We start from the raw sequence: 18115 nt of genomic DNA, 5'->3' as shown, positions 1-18115 counted from the left end.
CATGGCCCCGCGCGGCTCACCGTCGGGGCAGGACACGGTGCGCCGACCCCAGCCCCGGCCGCACGGCGCAGGACCAAAGGGCGGCGACTGTCGGGCCCATGAAAAAAATCCGGGACGGGCCTGGGTCCCCGTCCCGGATCTCGTCCGTGCCGCCGCGCTCACCGTTGCAGCGCGGGCTCCTCGTCGGCGAGCGGCTGTTGGCCGTCCGGCAGCTCCGCCGCTGGACGGGACAGCCGGCTCGGCCACCAGATCCGCCGGCCGATCAGCAAGGTGAGGGCGGGCACCAGGACCGACCGCACCAGCAGGGCGTCGAGCAGCACGCCGAAGGCGACCAGGAACCCGACCTCGATCAGCATCACCAGCGGAAGTGTGGCGAGGACCGCGAACGTGGCCGCCAGGACCAGGCCTGCCGAGGTGATGACGCCACCGGTGGCCGAGAGGGCTTTGAGCACGCCCTCTCTGGTGCCGAGACGCACGGTCTCCTCCCGGGCCCGGCTGGCCAGGAAGATGTTGTAGTCGACGCCGAGAGCCACCAGGAACAGGAATGCCAGCAGCGGCACCGAATAGTCGATCCCCTTGAACCCGAGGATCGTGTCGAAGACGAACACGCTGCCGCCGAAGGCTGCGGCGAATGAGACGATCACGGTGGCCATCAGGACCAGCGGGGCCAGGATCGCGCGCAGCAGCAGCCCGAGGACGATCAGGACGACGACGAGCACCAGCGGGATCACTAGCTTCTCGTCGCGCTTGGTGGTCACCTCGGTGTCGAGGTTCTCCGCACTCGGCCCGCCGACGATCGCCTCCGCCCCGCTCACCGCGTGCACGGCGGTGCGCACCCGCTTGATCGTGTCGTACTCTGCGACGGTGTCCGGCGCGTCCTTCGGGAACAAAGAGATGTTGGCCCAGCCACCGCTGGTCTGCTCCGGGATGGCCAGGGCCACACCGCGAGTGTCCTTGACGATGTCGAGCACCCGCTCCTGGTGCGCCGGCCGCGTGAAGATCGTCATCGGCTGGCCGCCGAGCTCCGGGAAGTGCTGGCGGAGAACGGTGAAGCCGGTGACCGACTCCGGCGCGGACAGGAACTGGTCCTGCTCCCGCAGGGCGCCGGTGTTGCCCGCCAGCCCGAGGGCGAGCCCGCCGAGGACTCCGAGCGAGCCGAGCGTCGCTACCCACCGGCGGCGGCTGATGGCGGTGCCGAGCCGTCCCCACAGCCCCGGCTTCTCCTCCACGGCCGTGCTGAACCGCGGGATGGCCGGCCAGAAGATCCGCCTGCCGAGCACCACGAGCACCGCCGGGAACAGCGTCAGCATGGCCACCAGCGCGCACAGGATGCCGGCCGCACCGATCGGGCCCAACCCGCTGGTGCTGTTCAGGTCCGCGACGAGCAGGCAGAGCAGGCCGGCGACCACGGTGGCCGCGGACGCGACGATGGCCGGCGCCGCGCCGCGTAGCGCGTGGACCATCGCGACCCGGACGTTCTCATGGTGGTGCAGTGCCTCCCGATATCGAGCGATGAGCAACAGCGCGTAGTCCGTGCCGACGCCGAATACCAGGATCGTCAGCAGCGCCGAGTTCTGGTCGTTGACCACGATGCCGAAGCCCTTGACGAGCAGGTAGACGGTCCCCATCGAGGTCAGTGCGGCCGCGCCAACGGCCACCAGCGGGATGATCCACAACACCGGGCTGCGGTAGGTGAGGATGAGCAGGAGCGTGACGACGACGATGGTGGTGAGGAGGACCTGCACGTCGATGCCGTCGAAGACGGCATCCATGTCGCCGTCGATCGCGCCCGGGCCGGTCACGTCGAGTTCCAGGCCGGAGGGGCGGTCCTTCGCGGCGTCACGTAACGGGCCGACGATGTCCTCCGGTGCGCCGTAGGCCGTGCTCACCTCGAGGGTGAACATCATCGCCTTGCGGTCGGTGGAGGGGCTCGTCGGTGAGCCCTCGTCGTCCTCGCCGGCCGCCGCCGTCGCCTTCGGCGGGTACCGCTTGGCAAGGGTGTTGTAGTGGCGCTCGACCGTCGCGCGGTCGGCGTCGGTCATGCCGTCGGCGCGGTGGTACACGAAGACGAACGTGTTGTTGTCACCGCCGGGGAGACTGTCGTCCAGCACCGCCACCTTGGTGGACTCGGCACTGGCCGGCAGGGTGTCTACGGCGCTGTCGGTGGTGACCGAGCTCAACTTTCCGCTCAGCGGCACCATGCCCGCCGCCAGCACCAGCCACAAGCCAATCACCAACCATGGCACCCACCGGCCTGCCAACCGACCGGCCGGCGCTTCCCCGGACGGCGCTGCGTTGACTGCCATCACTAGCCTCCTACATACGGGTTGCATCGCTTATCTGGATGCCTACTTCCTACCGAGCGAACCTGAGACGACTGTTAGTACGGTGCTCAGGCCTGTTGGCCGAACCATGTGCCCAGCGCACGCACCAGCGTGGTGGCGTCGAGGTCCTGCCCGGTGGGCAAGGCCCAGGCGACACAGCCGTCGGGCCGGATGAGCAACGCGTCGACGTCCACCCGGTCCGTGCGGGCGGTGACGGTGTTGACCCGTCCGGTCCACGCGGCCGCGGCGTCGCGGGCCTCCGCGCGGTCGACGAGGTCGAGCAGGAGCCCACGACCCTCACGCAGCAGGTCCGCCGACCGGGTCACCGCGGTGACGACGTCCGGGTCGGGCCGCTCCAGCGTCAACTTCATGTCCGGGCACAGGGTGCCGACGAGCCGGTGGTCGTCGCCCAGGTCGTACCGGACGTCCATGCCGGCGAGCATGTCGGCGACGTACCGGTGGGCGTCGTCGAGGTCCATCAGGTCGGAGAACATCTCCCACAGCGCGCTCGTCTGCGGGTCGGGTCGCATCAGGGCGATCTGGGCCCGGGTGTTCTGCAGCAGGCGCGCCGCGACCGGATGCCGTTCGGTGGTGTACGTGTCGAGGATGTCCTCGCCGCCCAGCCGCATACCACGGCCGCGAGCTTCCAGCCGAGGTTCGCCGCGTCGACGATACCGACGTTGAGGCCCTGGCCGCCGACCGGCGCGTACACGGGGGGCCGCGTCCCCGGCCAGCAGGACCCGGCCGGCCCGGTACGTGGTCGCCTGCCGCGCGGTGTCGATCCAGCGGGTCCCGGACAACATCGTGGTGATCGTGACATCGGTGCCGCTCACCCGCCGGATTCTGTCCTGCAGCTCCTCGACGGTGAGCGGCTCGACCTGCCGCGGCGGGCCGTCGAACTCCACTGTGGACATGCGGCTCACCCCCGAGCCCGTGCACGTACACGCCGTGCGGCGTGTAGTGAAATCCTGGCCGCGGCTTCTCCTGGTCCACCATGTCGACAACTGCCATCCGACCGGTGACGGTCGCGTCGGTGCCGGCGGCGGCGCGAGCACCAGTGACGACGCGTGCAACGTGGACGAGTCGCCCGAATCCGGCGGGCAGGGCGGCAGCGGCAGCTCGGCTGTTCCCGGCCTCGGCGGTCCCAGCGAGCTGGGCGGCGCCGACGGCCTCGGCGGTACCTTCGGCAGGGCGTTCCACGGCGCCAATGGCAAGGTGAAAATCACCTGGAAACCCGAGAACTGACCCACGGCACCGTCGGCCCGTCGTCGCGGTACCTCCGCCGGACCACGGCCCTCGCGCGACGGGCCTGCCCCACAGTTCCCGGCCGGCCGGTCCCCGCCCTGGCAGCCGACGTCGGCTGCCGCCAGGACGAGCAGGCCCGTGACCTCTGCACCCGCCTGCAACGAAGTCCCAGACGTGCAACGCGCGAAACACCGGACAGCGGAGGGAGTCGCCTCATGCGAGAGCTGCCGCAGGGCCCACCGTCCCGGGTTCGTAACGGTCGTTGAGCCGGTCGATGACCGGCTCAACCCGCAGCCGCGCCTCGCGGGCGCCGTCCAGTGTCAACTGCGTGTGGGCGAGCCCTCCGTCCACGGCCTCCGCGACCAGCGTGAGGCGCCGTATCCGGGCGCGTTGCAAGCCGAAGCCGTCCAGGACGCCGTACACAGCACGGCGAAGATCGTCCGTGTGCGCCGAAGGAGCAGCCAGCGTACGGGCCTTCGACACCTCCGTCCGGTCAGCCATCCGCATCACCACCGTGATCGAACGCGCCGCCCGCTCACCCGCCCGCAGCCGGGCCCCGAGCTCCGCGGCCAGCCGCAGAGCCGCAGAGCGGACCTCGAAGCCGTCCAGGACATCCACGGCGAAGTCGGCCCGGACGCTGACCGTCTCCGCCGCACGGCCCGGCACGACCATCCGATGGTCCACTCCCAGCGCGCGCTCCTGCAGCGCGCGGCCCGGCCGTCCCAAGATCCGCAGCACCGTGGCACCGGGCAGCACGGCCAACTGCCCGATCGTCAAGACCCTCAGGGAACGGAGCGCCGTGGCCTGCGCCCGCCGGATCCCGTACAACTCGCCGATTGGAAGCGGCCCGAGGAAATCCGCGGTGTCGGACGCCGGCACGTGAAGGACGCCGCCCGACCCCGTACGCGAGGACGCCATGGCCGCAACGCTCCAGGACGGACCGATCCCCACGACCGTGCCCAGGCCGTACAGAGCAGCCGCCTGAAGCCGCAGCCGCTGCGCCAGACCGACCGGGCCGACGCCGAACAGCCGCAGAGCGCCGCCCACCTGGGCAACGGCCGCCGACGGCGCCAACGACTGGGCGAGCGGGGTGAACCGCTCGATCACCTCCAGGAGCTCCGCGAGCCCTTCACCCTGACGAAGCCTCACGTGGAGGAAGACCGCCTCCCTCACCACACCCTCCCGAACGCAGCCTCTACGAGCCCTTGCCGCTTCAACCGGCCGTACGATCGCCGTCTCGGCCCCGGGTGGCCAGCCAGTTCACGGTCTTGGGCCTTCAGGAATCCGCGAACCTGTCGGCTTCGGTTGGGCGCGCAACCCGCCGAACTGCGCAGGCCGAAGTGAGCGAGAGCGCGCAACTGAACCAGCTCAGCCAAGCCGCGAGCATCCCGGTGCCTTCTCTAGGGGGCGGAGAGTGGTGCGCCGGCCGAGGATCGCAAAAGTGCAGCTCAACAGCGCAACCGGAAGGGTAGTTGGTGCCCAGGTGTTGCACCATCACCTGAGTGGGTGACACGCGTGCCCGGGCGGCGTAGATCAGCGGGTCTTGGGTGGAGGGTCACGTCCAGAGCAAGGGGACTGGCCATGGCGTTGCTGGAGTTCTCCGACCGGCTGCCGCAGTGTTTAAGTCGTCGGTCGTAGCCCTCTGAAGTTCTGCCAGGTCCCGGCCCTGCAATCGACCGACCTGGCGCCCCGATGATCGCTTCAGGGCCAGATCCAGAGCGACTATTAGAAGCCGTATCTGAACCGATCATGGAACGTGTGGGTCGAACAGGTTTTTCGCCGGGGTGATCTTCCCGTCGTACGCGTATGAAGACGGGGCCTCTCGGTAGCTCGAGGATGTGAATCCAACCGAGCAGTGCCGGGAGGCCCTGATGTCGTTGTTGTGCGCCTCCGAACTCCTCCCGTCCAATGCGGCTGCACGATCGTGTGATCACCTCGCGCACGCGTACGGCAACGCGGTCGGCCACCGGGACCGGGAACGCCGGTATCCCTCCGACAATGTCGGACGCGGAATGGGCGGCCGTCCGGCCTCTGCTGCCGGTGCCGGCCTGGCTTTGGGGGAGGGGCGGATCGCCCGAGGGTCACTGTCACCGGCAGCTGCTGGACGTGATCCGTCACCTGGTCACGGGCGGGATCTCGTGGCGGGCGATGCCCTCGGACTTTCCCGGCTGGGGGCGGGTCCGCGCCTTCTTCCGCCGCTGGCGCGAGCGCGGGCTGATCACAGACTTCCACGACCGGCTGCGCGGGAAGTCCGTGAACGGGAGGGCCGCGAGGCAGGGCCCACGGCGGGGGCATCGACGCGCAGTCGGTGCGGGCCGCCGCGACGGTGTCGGCAGCCTCACGCGGTTACGACGGCGGCAAGAAGGTGCCGGGCCGCAAACGGCACATCGTGACCGACACCCTCTTGCGTCAGTGGCCGCATCATCGATGTCACCGTCGGCCTCGCGGCGTCGTCGGCCGTGTTGTCAGTGGCCTGCGGCATGATGCGGGGCACGTGACGGCCTGCCCGACAGGGGCTTTGAGGCCGTCCTCGACGAGGGGAGTGCTGTGCGTAGGCCGGTCGCAGGCGAGGTGCGTGTTCACGATCGTCAGATCTACGTCGAGAGCGATCCGGACAGCGCCAGACCTGACCTCGCCAAGGCGCGCGCGTACCAGATCGGGGGGTTGTGCGGGGCTGCGGTCCCAGGTGTGATCGTCCTGTCCACCGGGCTGTACGCGGGCGACGTCGGCTTTGTCGTGGAAGTCCACGACGCAGCCCCTGTGCTGGACCCGGTCTGGGATGACGTGGTGGAGGTGTCCTTCCGCCCCGAGTCGGAACGCACAAGTTTGGTGCAGGGGGACGGCGAGGCCGCGTGGGACCTGGGTCTCGCTCGAACCGACTACCGGGTCCGGTACTGCGCCCGGGGGATGGACGAGGGACGGGAACTCTCCACCAGAGTGGCTGGGGAGTCCCGGGCGGACAGCTACCTCCTGCAGTTCTGGCCTGCCCCACCCCGCCCGGACGAGGTGATCCGCCACACCTCGCGGATGGCCGGGGACCTGCACTGGAACGTGCGCCAGACGGCGCGTACGCCCGAGCAGCTCGCCGAGGCCGAACGCCTGACTCGCCAGGTGTTCCAACGGGCGGCCGAGGAGCGGGCCGAACAAGCCGCCGAGGGGCGCCGCCTGCACCACGAGGAGTGGGAGTGGGGCGGGCGGCTGCCGAGCGAGAGGCTGCGCGGTGCCCGCGAGAGCAACGTCCTCGGTCTGCTCCGCTTCGACAGCGACCTGGTGCACGCCCTCGATGTCGTGGGTCCCGAGGTCCAGCGTGCAGTGGCATTGCTGGCCGCGCGGCGGGCCTGCGAGGCTGCGGGCCTGACCGATGTGCCGTGGGTCGCCCAGGCGCTCTCGGAGTCGGCAGAGGGACGCCCTCTGCCGCCGCCGTTCGACGACCCGGCCCGGATGTGGGAGGCCCTGCGCTCCGACCCTCGTGTACCGGACAGGACGGTGCTCGAAGCGATACCTCCGGAGTGGCCGCCGTACGTCTCGCCGCCGTTCGCGGACACAGGGCGCAAGGTCGTCGTGGTGCCCCTTGCCGTTACGCCGCGCACCCCGGGACGGATCTCACAGCCGCACTTCGCTCTTCCCGCCGTGCTCGCCGTCGCCAAGCCCGCCCCGCTCATAGCAGCACTGGACGCGGTGTGGCATGCGCTGAACACGTACGGCGAGCACTACCCCGAGCTGCTGGACGAGATCCGGTCGGTGTGCGCCGAGCGGGCAATGAGCATTGCCGCCGCACTCCGTATCCGTACCACGCCGCCGCGGCTGGTCGACGTCACCGCGGTCGCCCCGCAACTGGCCCCGCTGGCACGCACGGCGACCCGGCTGCATCCCCGCCCCGGGTCGCCCACGCCGTACGACAGCTCCGTCGGCGGGCCGCTGCTGTGGCCCGCCGACGAGCCGTGGCCGCACTGCGAGGGACCGCACGAGTGGGACGGGTGGAACGAGATCCTCTCGCCCGAGGACGTGCGGCAGCGGCGACGCATCCGGGCAGCGGTGGCGAACCGGCCGGGCGGCGATCCCCCGGGGACCCGGTACACGCCCGAGGAGCTGGCGATCGAGGAGCGGATCAAGGCCGGCCGCCCGTGGCCCGAGGGCCCGATCGTCATGCTGCCCGTGGCCCAGTTGTACGTACGCGACGTCCCCTTGCTGCGCCCGCCCAAGCAGGCCGAGGCAGATCTGCTCCAAGTGCTGTGGTGCCCCTTCGACCACCCCGCGCAGCCCGAGACGGCGCTGTTCTGGCGGTCCGCCGCCACAGTCACCGACATCCTCGACACACCCCCCGAGCCGCCCGCGATCCAGTTCCCCGGCTACCTGCCGGAGCCGTGCCTGCTCGCGCCGGAGCAGATCACCGAATACCCCAACATCATGGAACTGGGCAAGGAGCTCCAGCGGCAGCTGGAGGACTGGCGCAGGTGGCAGACGGCCGGCGCCGCTCTGGACAGCTTTGACAACACGCCGTACCCGCTGGACAGCTCTGACACGCCCTACTCGAAGGATTTCTACAACGAGCTCTACACGGGCAGGATGTCCGTCGCTCCCGGCTGGAAGGTCGGTGGATGGACCCGTTGGGGCCTCACCGATCCCCTACCCCGGCTCTGCCCCTCATGCGGCACCGAGATGGATCCGCTGCTGACCATCGCCTCGGGCGAATGGAACTCCAACTATCCCGACTGGATTCCCGACGAGGACCGAGCCCGCTCTCTGTCATCCACCACCCATCCCGAACCGCACAACCCGACCATGCTCGACCTCGCCCGAGGCTACGATCTGCAGCTGCACGTCTGCCCGGTATCCCCGGACCATCCGCACATCGAGCTGATCCAGTGAGCCGTTCCCCAGTCAGCGGCTGCGCCGCCGTCTGTCGGACTTCGGCGGCGGCCGCCAGCTCCAGTTCCAGCAGGTGATGCTCCGGCGTCGGCGATCTCCAGCCGACCCGCCAGGTAATCCGTGACCTCCACCGGTACCTCGCACGGGTCCAGTAGGAACCGCGCGAGGTGAATGCCCGTCAGTTCAGGCGTCCGCCGCTGGCCGCGGAGGTCGACGAGCGCGGACGCACCGCGGTCGTGATCGACGAGTCGCACCTGCTGGACCACCAGGAGTTGATGAGGACGATGACCACCAGGCCGCCCACCATGAACACTGTTTCCCGCCGGGGTGATCTTCCTGTTGTGCGCGCATGAAGACAGGGCTTCTCGGTAGCTCGGGGATGCGAATCTAACCGAGCAGCGCCGGGAGGCCCTAGTGTCGTTGTTGTACGTGTCCGGACCCGTCCAGTCCAACTCGGCTGCTCCATCGTGTGACTGCCTCGCGCATGTGTACGGCAACGCGGCCGACCATCCGGACCGGGAACGCCGGTATCCCTCCGACATGTCGGACGCGGAGTGGGCGGTTGTGCGGCCTTTGCTGCCGGTGCCGGCCTGGCTCCAGGGCAGAGGCGGGCAGCCCGAGGGCTATTGCCACCGCCAGCTGCTGGACGCGATCCGCTACCTGGTCGCGGGCGGGATCTCCTGGCGGGCGATGCCCGCGGACTTTCCCGGCTGGGGCCGGGTCTACGCCTTCTTCCGCCGCTGGCGCGAGCACGGGCTGATGACAGAGTGCCACGACCGGCTGCGCGGACGGGTGCGTGAGCGGGAGGGCCGTGAGCCGGAGCCGACGGCCGGGATCATCGACGTACAGTCGGTGAAGGCCGCGGCCTCGGTGTCGGCCGCCTCACGCGGCTACGACGGCGGGAAGAAAGTTGGCGGCCGCAAGCGGCATATCGTGACCGACTGCCTCGGTCTGCTCCTGGTCGTCGCGGTCACAGCCGCGAACATCGGCGACCGGGACGCCGCCGCAAGCCTGCTGATGCGGCTGCGCCGCCTGCACCGCGACATCACCTTCGTCTGGGCCGACGGCGGGTACACCGGCTCCCTCGTCGACTGGTGCCGTCAAAACTCGCACTGACCTTGGAGATCGTCAAACGCACCGACGACATGGAGGGGTTCGCGGTACTGCCCAGGCGGTGGGTGGTGGAGCGCACGTTCGCGTGGCTGATGCATTCGCGCCGACTGGCCCGGGACTATGAGACGTTGCCAACCAGCAGCGAGGCGATGATCCGGTGGTCGATGGTCACGCGGATGGGCCGGCGTCTGGCACGGCCACGGGCCGTCGGCCGACGCTGAATGCCCCCGAGGTCTCCTGCAGGAGCCACCCGCGCTCCGCCAGACGCCGGGCTTTCGAGCGCACCCCCTCGACCTTCGCCGACGTTGTCTCCAAGCCCAGCTGAACCGTGATCTCCCTGGCCTTCAGCGGTCCTTGACCCGCGGGCCGCCGTCCGTCGAGCACGCCCAGAATCCGCTGGTAGTCCGGCGCCAGCACAGTCACCGGCAGTCCTTCGCGCCAAGGCGGCACGATCGAGCCCGGCACCGGCGCGGGCACGGTTTCTGCCTCCGCCTCGGTCACGGCGGTGGTATCGGCAGCCGAGGCCGCCAGGGCCTCGACCAGCTCCTCCCGCGCGATCACCCGCCGGTCCAGCTCGATCTCCGCGGCCTCCAACACCCCGGCCAGCCGCGCGACTTCCTCCCGCAGCCCTTCCACCCGCACCCGGGCCGCTGTCTCCCGCTCCTCCAGCATTCCCAACACCGACGCCATCGCGCACCCCTCGATCACGGAGCCGAAACAAGACGTCGCATGCCTCCCTCATCCCGAGCTAGACCATGCCTGACCAGCGGAAATCAAGCGATCAGGTTCGGTTCAGATACGGCTTCTTAGGTCATACGTCCGTCGAGGCTCTGGCTTGGGAAAACGTCCGCGAAATCGAGCTAGCCAGGACACTCCCGCTAGGGTCCGCAGCTCCTTCTTGTGCACGATCTCCATGGTGGCCGGCTGGGGAGGATCGTCGGTCCATGGATATGTGATCCTCTCCCGCCCCTGCCGATACACCCCCATAGTCGAGACTGCCGGGCGCGCCCGGCCCCTGCGGCGAAGGAGAGGATCGGCTGAGGCCAACGGCGCGCCTACGACCAGGTGCTGGCCATGCTGAGCGGCGCCAAGGCCTGATCCAGCAACGCACAAAATGGAGAGCCGAACGTGACACCCACGAATGAAGACATCGTCGAAATCAGCAGGGCCCTGGCGCTGTGGGCGCACATCATGGACGACCAGGAACTGGACCGTCTCGGTGAATGCCTCACCGAAGACGCGATGTGGGACGGCAGCGTCTTCGGCTTCGACCCGGTCGTCGGGCTGGACGCGATCGCGACCATCCTGAACGTCCCCGGACACGCGAAAGCCCACCACACGACGAACATCGTCGTGTCGGAAGGCCCGGGCGACGAGGTGCGGGCCCGATCCAAAGGTCTGAGCCTGCTGGAGGGCGGCGGTGTCGCCAGCGTCGTCTACGCCGACGACCTGCGACGCACCGATGACGGCTGGCGCATTTCCCGGCGGGTCATCCATCTCACGTGGCCACATCGCTTCTAGGAGGCCGCTGATATCGCCGTTTCCGGGGCTGGGCTTGAGGCCGTCGGCGGGGTGTCCGGCGGCCGGGATTGGTTGGGGTGGCGGGTTGTGGGCGTGGTGGGGTGCCTGAAGGGCCTGCTGTGGGGCTGGCCCCCCGCATGCGGGGGTGTGTGGCGCCTCGGGCCCTCAGGCGGTGGTGAGGGTCCATCGGGCGGCGTAGTCCAAGCCACGGTTGATGAGGTTGCGCAGGTTGAGGGCGGCGGTGCGGCGTTTGAGCCAGGCGTTGTTGCGGTCTGTGCCGCGGTAGCGCAGTTTGAGGCGGCGTCCGCCTCGGCTGGCGACCTGGGAGACGACGCGTTCGATGTTGGGCCGGTGCCAGCGGTAGTCCGCGCGGAGGTCTGGGTTGTTCTTCCAGTGAGGTGCCTGTTGCCTAGCGTCACCACCTGTGGCAGTTGACTGAATTTCAGGAGAGCAGAAGGCCGGTACGCGCGGTTCGCCGGCGAGCCATCCGTTCAGGAGCTGGAGGGGTTTTCTAGCTGGACGTGGTGGCCTTGGAACAGGCCCCGGGCCAAGCGCCGGTCTCATAACAGGCTGGGCTGGGCGGTGCAGTGGGGCACCGCCCAGATGCTGGGCACCTTCTTGTCGGCGCCGGCCGACGTGCCGCCGGGGGTGGCGGCGTTCGTCGCGGAGCAGCTGGAGACGGGGGCGAGACACGAGGGACTCTCACGGGGCACCGCGTCAGCCCCCGTCCCTCCTCACATGGAAATTGCGCGGTTCAGGCGGACAAGGTATTCCGCGTCTGGTTGCACGCCGGCCCCGAAGCGTTCCTGGACCACGGCGAGCCCGAGGTCGCGCCGCTTCGGTGATCGCGCCGCGTCGGCCGTCGCCAGTGCGTCCGGCAGCTCATGACGGGTGAGATCCGTGCAGTAGGCGGGTGTGCCGGGCTGCTGCCGCCACGATTCCGCGAGCGGCCCCGCATCGAAGGCGTCGAACCCGGTGTCCTCAACGAGTGCCATTGCCAGGTCACGCTCTCGCGGGCTGTCGGCCGCGACGGGGAGCGAGATGCGGTCCGCACTTCCCGCCGGCTTGTTCCTGTGCGCGAACGACTCGGCTCCGATCGAGTTCCACGCCTTGGCGATGGGCCGGCCCAGCTGCTTGGCAGCCCACACGCTCTCGGCCTGGCCGGCCTCGATCGCCGCGATTCCGTTGTCCCGATGCGGGAAGTAGTTCGACGTGTCAATGACAACCGTGTCAGCCGGCACCTTGGCGATCAGTGGTGCGACCTGCGGAATGCGGTCGAAGGGAATGGAGAGGATCACGGCGTCGACGTCCACTACGGCTTCCGCCGTGGTCACCGCGCGTCCGCCCGAGGACAGCACGTCCGCCTCGATCGTCTCCGGGCCGCGCGAATTGGCCGCCTTTACCTCGTGCCCGGCCGCGCTCAACCGCCTGGTCAGCGTCTTGCCGATGTTCCCGGTGCCGAGAATGCCGATCTTCATGGTGAAACTCCTTGTCCGGAGCGGAGCCCCGGTGTCGGTGACCGGGGTTCCGGGGCTGGGTCCCTGCGGCGCGACCGGGGCTGCGGCGGACCGCGGACGCGGTGGTGTGGGTGGGTGATGGCGGCCTTGCCGAAGTGAGCGCCGGTCTTCGTGTTCGTCGTGTGTGCTCGTGGCGTGCCGGCGCTGTCGCTCTCGTGCCGTTGCGTGCACGAGAGCCGCGTCGGGTGACTCAGCGGTGGGCGGCGCGGTTCATCTCGACGACGTCGTCGACGGTGGGATTGGCACCGAGGGCGGCGAAGCGTTCCGGGAGGCTGTCGCGGATGGCCGCGTCCTTGACGCGGTCGGCCGCGGCCAGGGCCGCCGGCAGTTCGTCGAGGGTCAGTTCGGTGCAGTAGGCGGGGCCGTTGGGCTGCTGGCGCCAGGAGTCGGCCAGTGTGCCGGCGTCGTAGGGGTCGAAGCCGGTGTCGTCCACCAGGCTCATGGCCACCTTCCGCGCCTCCTCGGAGTCGCCGGCGACGGGGATGGCGAGGCGGCCGGGCGTTCCGGCCGGGACGCCCTTGGTCCGCTGGGTTTCGGCCAGCGCGGCGTTCCACGCCTTGACCACGGGGCGGCCGAGCAGCTCGGCGGTGTGCACGCTCTCCACCTGGCCGTTGTCCACCGCCTCGATCGGCTCGCTGAGCATGCCGGGGTAGTAGTTCGAGGTGTCGATGACCACCGTCTCGTCGGGCACCGACGCGAACAGGTCCGCCAGCTGGTCCGCCACCCCGAACGGGATCGACAGGACGATGACGTCCCGGCCCTGGACGGCGTCGGCAAGGTCCACCGCGCGGGCCCCGGACTCCAGCACCTCCGCCCGGACGGCCTCGGGGCCGCGGGCGTCGGCCACCTGCACGTCGTGACCCGCCGCGCTGAGCTTGGCGGCAAGGTTCCCGCCGATGGCACCGGCGCCTATGACAGTAAGTTTCATGATTTGTTCCTTAAGAGGTTGTGCCGCGCCTGAGGGCAGCGCGATGTGATGGCCGTGTGGTGGTGCCACCTGGCGTTGCGGGGGCGGGGAGGGGTGCCTGGCGGTTTACGCCTGGGTGTCCCGCTCGCGGTAGCCGCTCGCGATGAGCGTGCGGAGCCGGTCGAGCGACTCCTCCTCGGTACCGGTGCCCTTGATCCAGGCAACGGAACAGGCCGCGAGGAACAGGTCGTGCCCCCGTACCGACGCGCGCACGCGCCCCGCGAGCTGCGCGGCTCGCACGTACTGATCGGTGGCGGAGATGAGGATGCCGCAGGGAATCGTGAGCGGGTTGTCCGGCTCCTGCGCCCGGGCCGCGGCCATGAGCGGGTCCGGCAGCCCGCTGAAGGCGCTGAAGTACTCCTCCATCGCCCGCAGCCACTGCTCCAGCGCCTCGGCGGGGTCGCCGAGCTGCTCGATGTCCGCCTGGCGGGCCACCAGCTCCTCGGAGCGCGTCTGCAGCACAGCCGCCAGCAGCGCCTCCCGGGTGGGGAAGTGCCGGTACAGGGTGCCGGGCCCGACGCCCGCCTCCTTGGCCACCGCCTCAAGGGAGGTGCCGACCCCGTGCTGCAGGAAGTGACGCTGCGCGGTCTCCAGGAGAGCCGTGCGATTGCGCTGGACGTCCGCCCGGGGCTTGCGTCCTCGCTGTTCGCCGGCGCTCATGCGCCCTCCTGCCTGCCGTGATCGCGCGGCCGCATCAAAACGGATGCTGCCTCCGTATGTATGCGAGAGTAAAACGGAGGCGGCATCCGGTCAAATGGGCGGCCTGAGCGCGGAGCCCGGACATCGCAGGGGGCCGACATATTTGGCCGTAGAGCGCAGGGCAAAAGCCGTGCGGGCTGCACCATTCCACGGTGCCCTTGTCCGGCCCCTCCCGCGCCGAGCCCGGCCCGATCCCCGGTCCAGGACGTCAGGGGGTGAGCTGCTGGTGTCCGATGACGGAGAGCAGTTCGAGTTTGCTGTGGCTCTCCGTGCCGGGGCGAGTGGTCAGCACTACCAGAGTCTGGGCGCGGTTCTCGGTGTACAGGACCTGGGCGTCGACGTCGATGCGGCCGAGTTCGGGATGGAGGATGGTCTTGCAGTCGCCATAGCGGGCGACCTCCTGAAGTTCCCACATGCGGACGAACTCGGGGCTGTGTTCCTGGAGTTCGGCGAGGATCTGGGCGGCTCGGGGGGTGTCGCTGCCGGCTGTCAGCGCGGCCCGCAGGCGTGCTGCCTGGGCGCGGCCGTGGCTTTCGTGGGTCTCCTCGGGATACACCAGACGTTCGGCCGGGTCCATGAACCAGCGGTAGTAGCCGCTGCGGGCCAGACCGGTGTGGCGGGTCTGGTCGCCGAGCAGCGCGACGGCCAACGGGTTCATCGCGAGGGTGTCGACCAGGTCGGTCGTTACCAGGGCCGGGGAGTCGTCCAGGCGGTCCAGGACCCGTAGCAGCGTCGGGCTGACATGTTCGGAGCGGTGGAAGCGGGCCGGGGCGTTGTGGCCGATGAGGACGAAGAGGTGGTCGCGTTCGTCCAGGGTCAGCCGCAGTGCCCGGGCGAGAGCCGTGGTGATCTGGACGGAGGGCTGCGGAGCGCGCTGCTGTTCCAGCCGGGCGTAGTAGTCGGTGGACATGCCGGCGAGCTGCGCGACCTCCTCGCGGCGCAGCCCCTCCGTACGCCTGCGCGGCCCCTCGGCCAGCCCGACGTCGCGGGGCCGCAGCGTCTCACGCCGGTGGCGCAGGAATTCCGCCAGTTCCTTGTTGTCCATGCGCCCATCCTCGCCGCATCCCGCCCGGCTATCCAGAGACCGCCGATCCATGGCTGAGCCTGGACCTGGTGCATCTCCTCCAAGCCACAAGCCCCACCCGCCGAGGAACAGGCAACCCAGGTACGGGCCCTCGCCGACGACTACGGGCTCGACATGCCAGCACGCAGCAGCCTCGTCGACGCCATCCTCGACCGCCAAATCCGCAATGCCCTCTGGTGGCGTCAGCACCTCAACGCACCTCAGCCACGCGTGGCCGACAACGAACAGATCCCTGCCCGGATCGCCTGGTCCAGGCGTGAGCACGACTACACAACCGCCAACCGCGCCGTCTTCACAAGCGCTCTGCGCCGACTGCCGTCGACTTCGCCACGAGGGGGCTCGAATACGCAGCGTCACGCTCCGCCTCTGCGTTGCCTCCTCTGCCGTTCTTCCTCTGCGATGCAGTCGCCAAGTCAAGCGGTCAGGACGGCCGTAAAGGGTGCACCACGTGTGGTGCACGGGCTCGGCGGAAGGCTCACTCGGTAGGAGACTGTCCGGGAAACGACAATCGGCGACCACCAGGCTCGCGGTGGCCGGTCGACCGGCCACCGGGTGGCGTGCGCGCGGAGCCGTCCGGCGGGCGGCTCCGCGTACGGCGCGTCGGGTTCAGTCGGTGATGTACCAATCGTTCTTGAGGTACTCCAAGGTGTAGCTGCCGAGGTCGCTCTCGGAGAAGGTTGCGGAAGCCTTGACTGCTTCGACCGGCATCTCGATCTTGTCGGGTGTGCGCACGGTGATGCGCTGCGGGTCGACCGTCGCGGTTTGCAGGGCCTTCTTCTGCGCGGGCGAGATCATCTGGAACACGACGGAGTACGTCGACGTGCACGGACCCAACCCCTGGTCCTGTGCCTTTTTCGCGGCGGGCCCGGCCACTTCGCAGACCGTGTTGATGTCCTCACGGCCCAGGGCGTGGAGGTACTGCTCGTACCGTTGGATCGCGCGCTCCTTCGTCCTGGGCGCGGGCTGGTCGCTGGTCGGCTCGGCCGACGGCTTCTCGGTCTGAGCGGACCCGGACGGCGTGGCCGACGGCTCTTCGGCCTGTGCAGACGCGGACGGCTGCGAAGGCTTCGCGTCCGTGTCCTCCGTCGATTTCTCCGGACCGCACGCGCACGCCACCAGCGCCACACAGGCCGATACCGCCACGCTCACCATCGTCCGAGCTCTCATCGGATGCCTCCGTGGATACGCCGCCGTTCAGGGCGGAGAGGAAACGGACTCCTGCGGAGCAGGGCAGGAAAAGCCGAATCGCCGCCCGGGCGATTCGGCGTCCACCGCTGACAGTCCGCCAGGAAGTCACAAGCTGACGTGATAGTTTGTGAGTCGTGACCACTCACGCGAAGCGGGCGTTCAAGTACCGCTTCTATCCGACGGATACGCAGGCAGCTGAGCTGTCGCGCACGTTCGGGTGTGTACGCAAGGTCTACAACATGGCCCTCCAGGCCCGCACCGAGGCATGGACGCGACAGGAGCGGGTCAACTACAACGCAACGTCGGCGATGCTGACGGTCTGGAAAAGGACCGATGAACTCGCCTACCTGAACGACGTGTCGTCGGTGCCGCTCCAGCAGGCGCTGCGGCACCTGCAAGTCGCATTCACCAACTTCTTCGGCAAGCGGGCGAAGTACCCCCGCTTCAAGAGCCGGAAGAAGTCCCGCAAGAGCGCGGAGTACACCACCAGCGCGTTCCGGTTCCGGGACGGACGGCTGACGCTGGCGAAGATGAGCGAACCACTCGACATCCGCTGGTCCCGGCCCCTGCCCAAGGGCGCGAGCCCTTCGACGGTGACCATCAGCCAGGATGCGGCCGGCCGCTGGTTCGCCTCGTTGCTGTGCGAGGACCCGTCCGTGAAGCCGCTCCCGGCCACGGATGCGGCGGTCGGTATCGACGTCGGCCTGCACCACCTCCTGACCCTCTCCACTGGGGAGAAGGTCGCCAACCCACGACATGAGCGCCGCGACCGCGCAGCGCTCGCGAAGGCTCAGCGCCGCCTGGCGAAGAAGGCCAAGGGCAACGGGGCCAACCGGGCCAAGGCCCGCCGCAAGGTCGCCCAGATCCACGCCCGCATCACCGACCGTCGCCGGGACACTCTGCACAAGCTGACCACTCGACTCGTGCGTGAAAACCAAACGCTCGTGATCGAGGACCTGACCGTGCGCACCATGGTCACAAACCGGAGCCTGGCCCGCGCCATCTCCGACGCGGCCTGGTCGGACTTCCGGAGCATGCTGGAGTACAAAGCCCAGTGGTACGGGCGCGAGGTGATCGCCGTCGACCGATGGTTCCCCTCCTCGAAACTGTGCTCCGTCTGCGGCACCCTGCAGGACAAGATGCCCCTGCACGTCCGTACCTGGACGTGCACCTGCGGCACGACCCACGACCGGGACGTGAACGCGGCGACGAACCTTCTGGCGGTCGGGCTGACCGCATCTGTCTGTGGAGCTGGTGTAAGACCTCAACGGAGTTCTCCGGGCGGGCAGTCGGCGACGAAGCAGAAAACCTCACAGCGCGAGCCGTGAGAATCCCCCTCACTCAGGAGGGGGAGAAGTCAATCGGGTCTCCCCATCACCAGCCAACAACACGTCAAGAGATCACGCAGGATCCGGGGCAACGGTTCCCGACCCGCTCCAGGCGAGACGCCAGCCGGTTCACCAGCAGTGCCTGCACTCTCATCTGCTACCGCAGACGCGCCGAAGGAGATGACGAGGTAGGGGAGTTGTCGGTCGCCAATGACAGATTGCAGCGACGAACAGGCCCCTTGAACAGGCATGGAAACGGG

17 protein-coding genes and 2 pseudogenes are annotated in these 18115 nt (G+C 69.2%); 10 read left to right on the top strand and 9 right to left on the bottom strand.

The window, feature by feature from the left end:
* Positions 1-158: 158 nt before the first annotated feature.
* Together GAS53_RS32150 and GAS53_RS58065 are read right to left on the bottom strand one after the other, a co-directional pair.
* A complete protein-coding gene (locus GAS53_RS32150) occupies positions 159-2306 on the bottom strand; it encodes an MMPL family transporter (protein WP_151481244.1) in 2148 nt (715 codons plus the stop codon).
* Positions 2307-2392: 86 nt separating this feature from the next.
* Complete coding sequence (locus GAS53_RS58065) at positions 2393-3238, bottom strand: aromatic-ring hydroxylase C-terminal domain-containing protein (RefSeq protein ID WP_318723273.1); 846 nt, start codon at positions 3236-3238, stop codon at positions 2393-2395.
* Between GAS53_RS58065 and GAS53_RS32140 the strand changes: the two genes are divergently transcribed.
* Positions 3237-3569: a hypothetical protein gene (locus tag GAS53_RS32140; protein ID WP_151481243.1), complete on the top strand. Its 333-nt coding sequence runs from the start codon at positions 3237-3239 to the stop codon at positions 3567-3569. The genes GAS53_RS58065 and GAS53_RS32140 overlap by 2 nt on opposite strands.
* Positions 3570-3782: 213 nt before the next feature.
* Here the strand turns inward: GAS53_RS32140 and GAS53_RS32135 are convergent, their stop codons facing one another.
* Positions 3783-4718, bottom strand: a complete 936-nt coding sequence (locus GAS53_RS32135) for a DNA polymerase Y family protein (RefSeq protein ID WP_151481242.1) — start codon at positions 4716-4718, stop codon at positions 3783-3785.
* 759 nt (positions 4719-5477) lie between these two features.
* Here GAS53_RS32135 and GAS53_RS58475 point away from each other — a divergent pair.
* The 6 genes and pseudogenes from GAS53_RS58475 to GAS53_RS58825 all read left to right on the top strand — a co-directional run.
* Positions 5478-5738 (top strand): annotated as a pseudogene (locus GAS53_RS58475) (transposase); the annotation flags it as partial.
* A 139-nt stretch (positions 5739-5877) separates the two neighbouring features.
* On the top strand, positions 5878-6261 hold the full coding sequence (locus GAS53_RS58470; RefSeq protein ID WP_225859217.1) for a hypothetical protein: 384 nt from the start codon (positions 5878-5880) through the stop codon (positions 6259-6261).
* Positions 6262-7328: 1067 nt separating this feature from the next.
* Positions 7329-8438 carry a hypothetical protein gene (locus GAS53_RS32120; RefSeq protein WP_151481306.1) on the top strand — a complete coding sequence of 370 codons (1110 nt, stop codon included), beginning with the start codon at positions 7329-7331 and terminating at the stop codon, positions 8436-8438.
* Positions 8439-8605: 167 nt separating this feature from the next.
* Complete coding sequence (locus GAS53_RS32115) at positions 8606-8791, top strand: hypothetical protein (protein ID WP_151481241.1); 186 nt, start codon at positions 8606-8608, stop codon at positions 8789-8791.
* A gap of 76 nt (positions 8792-8867) precedes the next feature.
* Positions 8868-9554: an IS5 family transposase gene (locus tag GAS53_RS32105; RefSeq protein WP_225859216.1), complete on the top strand. Its 687-nt coding sequence runs from the start codon at positions 8868-8870 to the stop codon at positions 9552-9554.
* Positions 9555-9583: 29 nt separating this feature from the next.
* Complete coding sequence (locus GAS53_RS58825; protein WP_225859228.1) at positions 9584-9772, top strand: transposase; 189 nt, start codon at positions 9584-9586, stop codon at positions 9770-9772.
* Here the strand turns inward: GAS53_RS58825 and GAS53_RS32100 are convergent.
* Positions 9720-10241 (bottom strand): hypothetical protein, encoded by a 522-nt coding sequence (locus tag GAS53_RS32100; RefSeq protein WP_225859215.1) that lies wholly within the window; start codon positions 10239-10241, stop codon positions 9720-9722. The two genes, GAS53_RS58825 and GAS53_RS32100, sit on opposite strands and share 53 nt — an antisense overlap.
* Before the next feature lie 438 nt (positions 10242-10679).
* Here GAS53_RS32100 and GAS53_RS32095 point away from each other — a divergent pair, with 438 nt between their 5' ends.
* Together GAS53_RS32095 and GAS53_RS58465 are read left to right on the top strand one after the other, a co-directional pair.
* Complete coding sequence (locus GAS53_RS32095) at positions 10680-11072, top strand: nuclear transport factor 2 family protein (RefSeq protein ID WP_151481240.1); 393 nt, start codon at positions 10680-10682, stop codon at positions 11070-11072.
* A gap of 435 nt (positions 11073-11507) precedes the next feature.
* Positions 11508-11747: pseudogene (locus GAS53_RS58465) on the top strand (DUF4158 domain-containing protein); the annotation flags it as partial.
* A 59-nt stretch (positions 11748-11806) separates the two neighbouring features.
* Here the strand turns inward: GAS53_RS58465 and GAS53_RS32085 are convergent.
* The 5 genes from GAS53_RS32085 to GAS53_RS32065 form a co-directional block, all read right to left on the bottom strand.
* Complete coding sequence (locus GAS53_RS32085) at positions 11807-12550, bottom strand: NADPH-dependent F420 reductase (protein ID WP_151481239.1); 744 nt, start codon at positions 12548-12550, stop codon at positions 11807-11809.
* A gap of 229 nt (positions 12551-12779) precedes the next feature.
* Positions 12780-13517: an NADPH-dependent F420 reductase gene (locus tag GAS53_RS32080; RefSeq protein WP_151481238.1), complete on the bottom strand. Its 738-nt coding sequence runs from the start codon at positions 13515-13517 to the stop codon at positions 12780-12782.
* Between the two features lie 105 nt (positions 13518-13622).
* Positions 13623-14216 carry a TetR/AcrR family transcriptional regulator gene (locus GAS53_RS32075; protein ID WP_151481237.1) on the bottom strand — a complete coding sequence of 198 codons (594 nt, stop codon included), beginning with the start codon at positions 14214-14216 and terminating at the stop codon, positions 13623-13625.
* A 247-nt stretch (positions 14217-14463) separates the two neighbouring features.
* Positions 14464-15300 carry a helix-turn-helix transcriptional regulator gene (locus GAS53_RS32070; RefSeq protein ID WP_151481236.1) on the bottom strand — a complete coding sequence of 279 codons (837 nt, stop codon included), beginning with the start codon at positions 15298-15300 and terminating at the stop codon, positions 14464-14466.
* 645 nt (positions 15301-15945) lie between these two features.
* Entirely contained in the window at positions 15946-16506 is a 561-nt protein-coding gene (locus GAS53_RS32065) for a hypothetical protein (protein ID WP_151481235.1), read from the bottom strand.
* 155 nt (positions 16507-16661) lie between these two features.
* On the opposite strand from GAS53_RS32065, the gene GAS53_RS32060 reads away from it, so the two are divergent.
* Positions 16662-17855 carry an RNA-guided endonuclease InsQ/TnpB family protein gene (locus tag GAS53_RS32060; RefSeq protein ID WP_151481234.1) on the top strand — a complete coding sequence of 398 codons (1194 nt, stop codon included), beginning with the start codon at positions 16662-16664 and terminating at the stop codon, positions 17853-17855.
* Positions 17856-18115 lie beyond the last annotated feature (260 nt).

Source organism: Streptomyces albicerus (assembly GCF_008905045.1).
GTDB classification, from domain to species: domain Bacteria; phylum Actinomycetota; class Actinomycetes; order Streptomycetales; family Streptomycetaceae; genus Streptomyces; species Streptomyces albicerus.
This window is presented reverse-complemented; position numbering and strand designations above follow the sequence as displayed.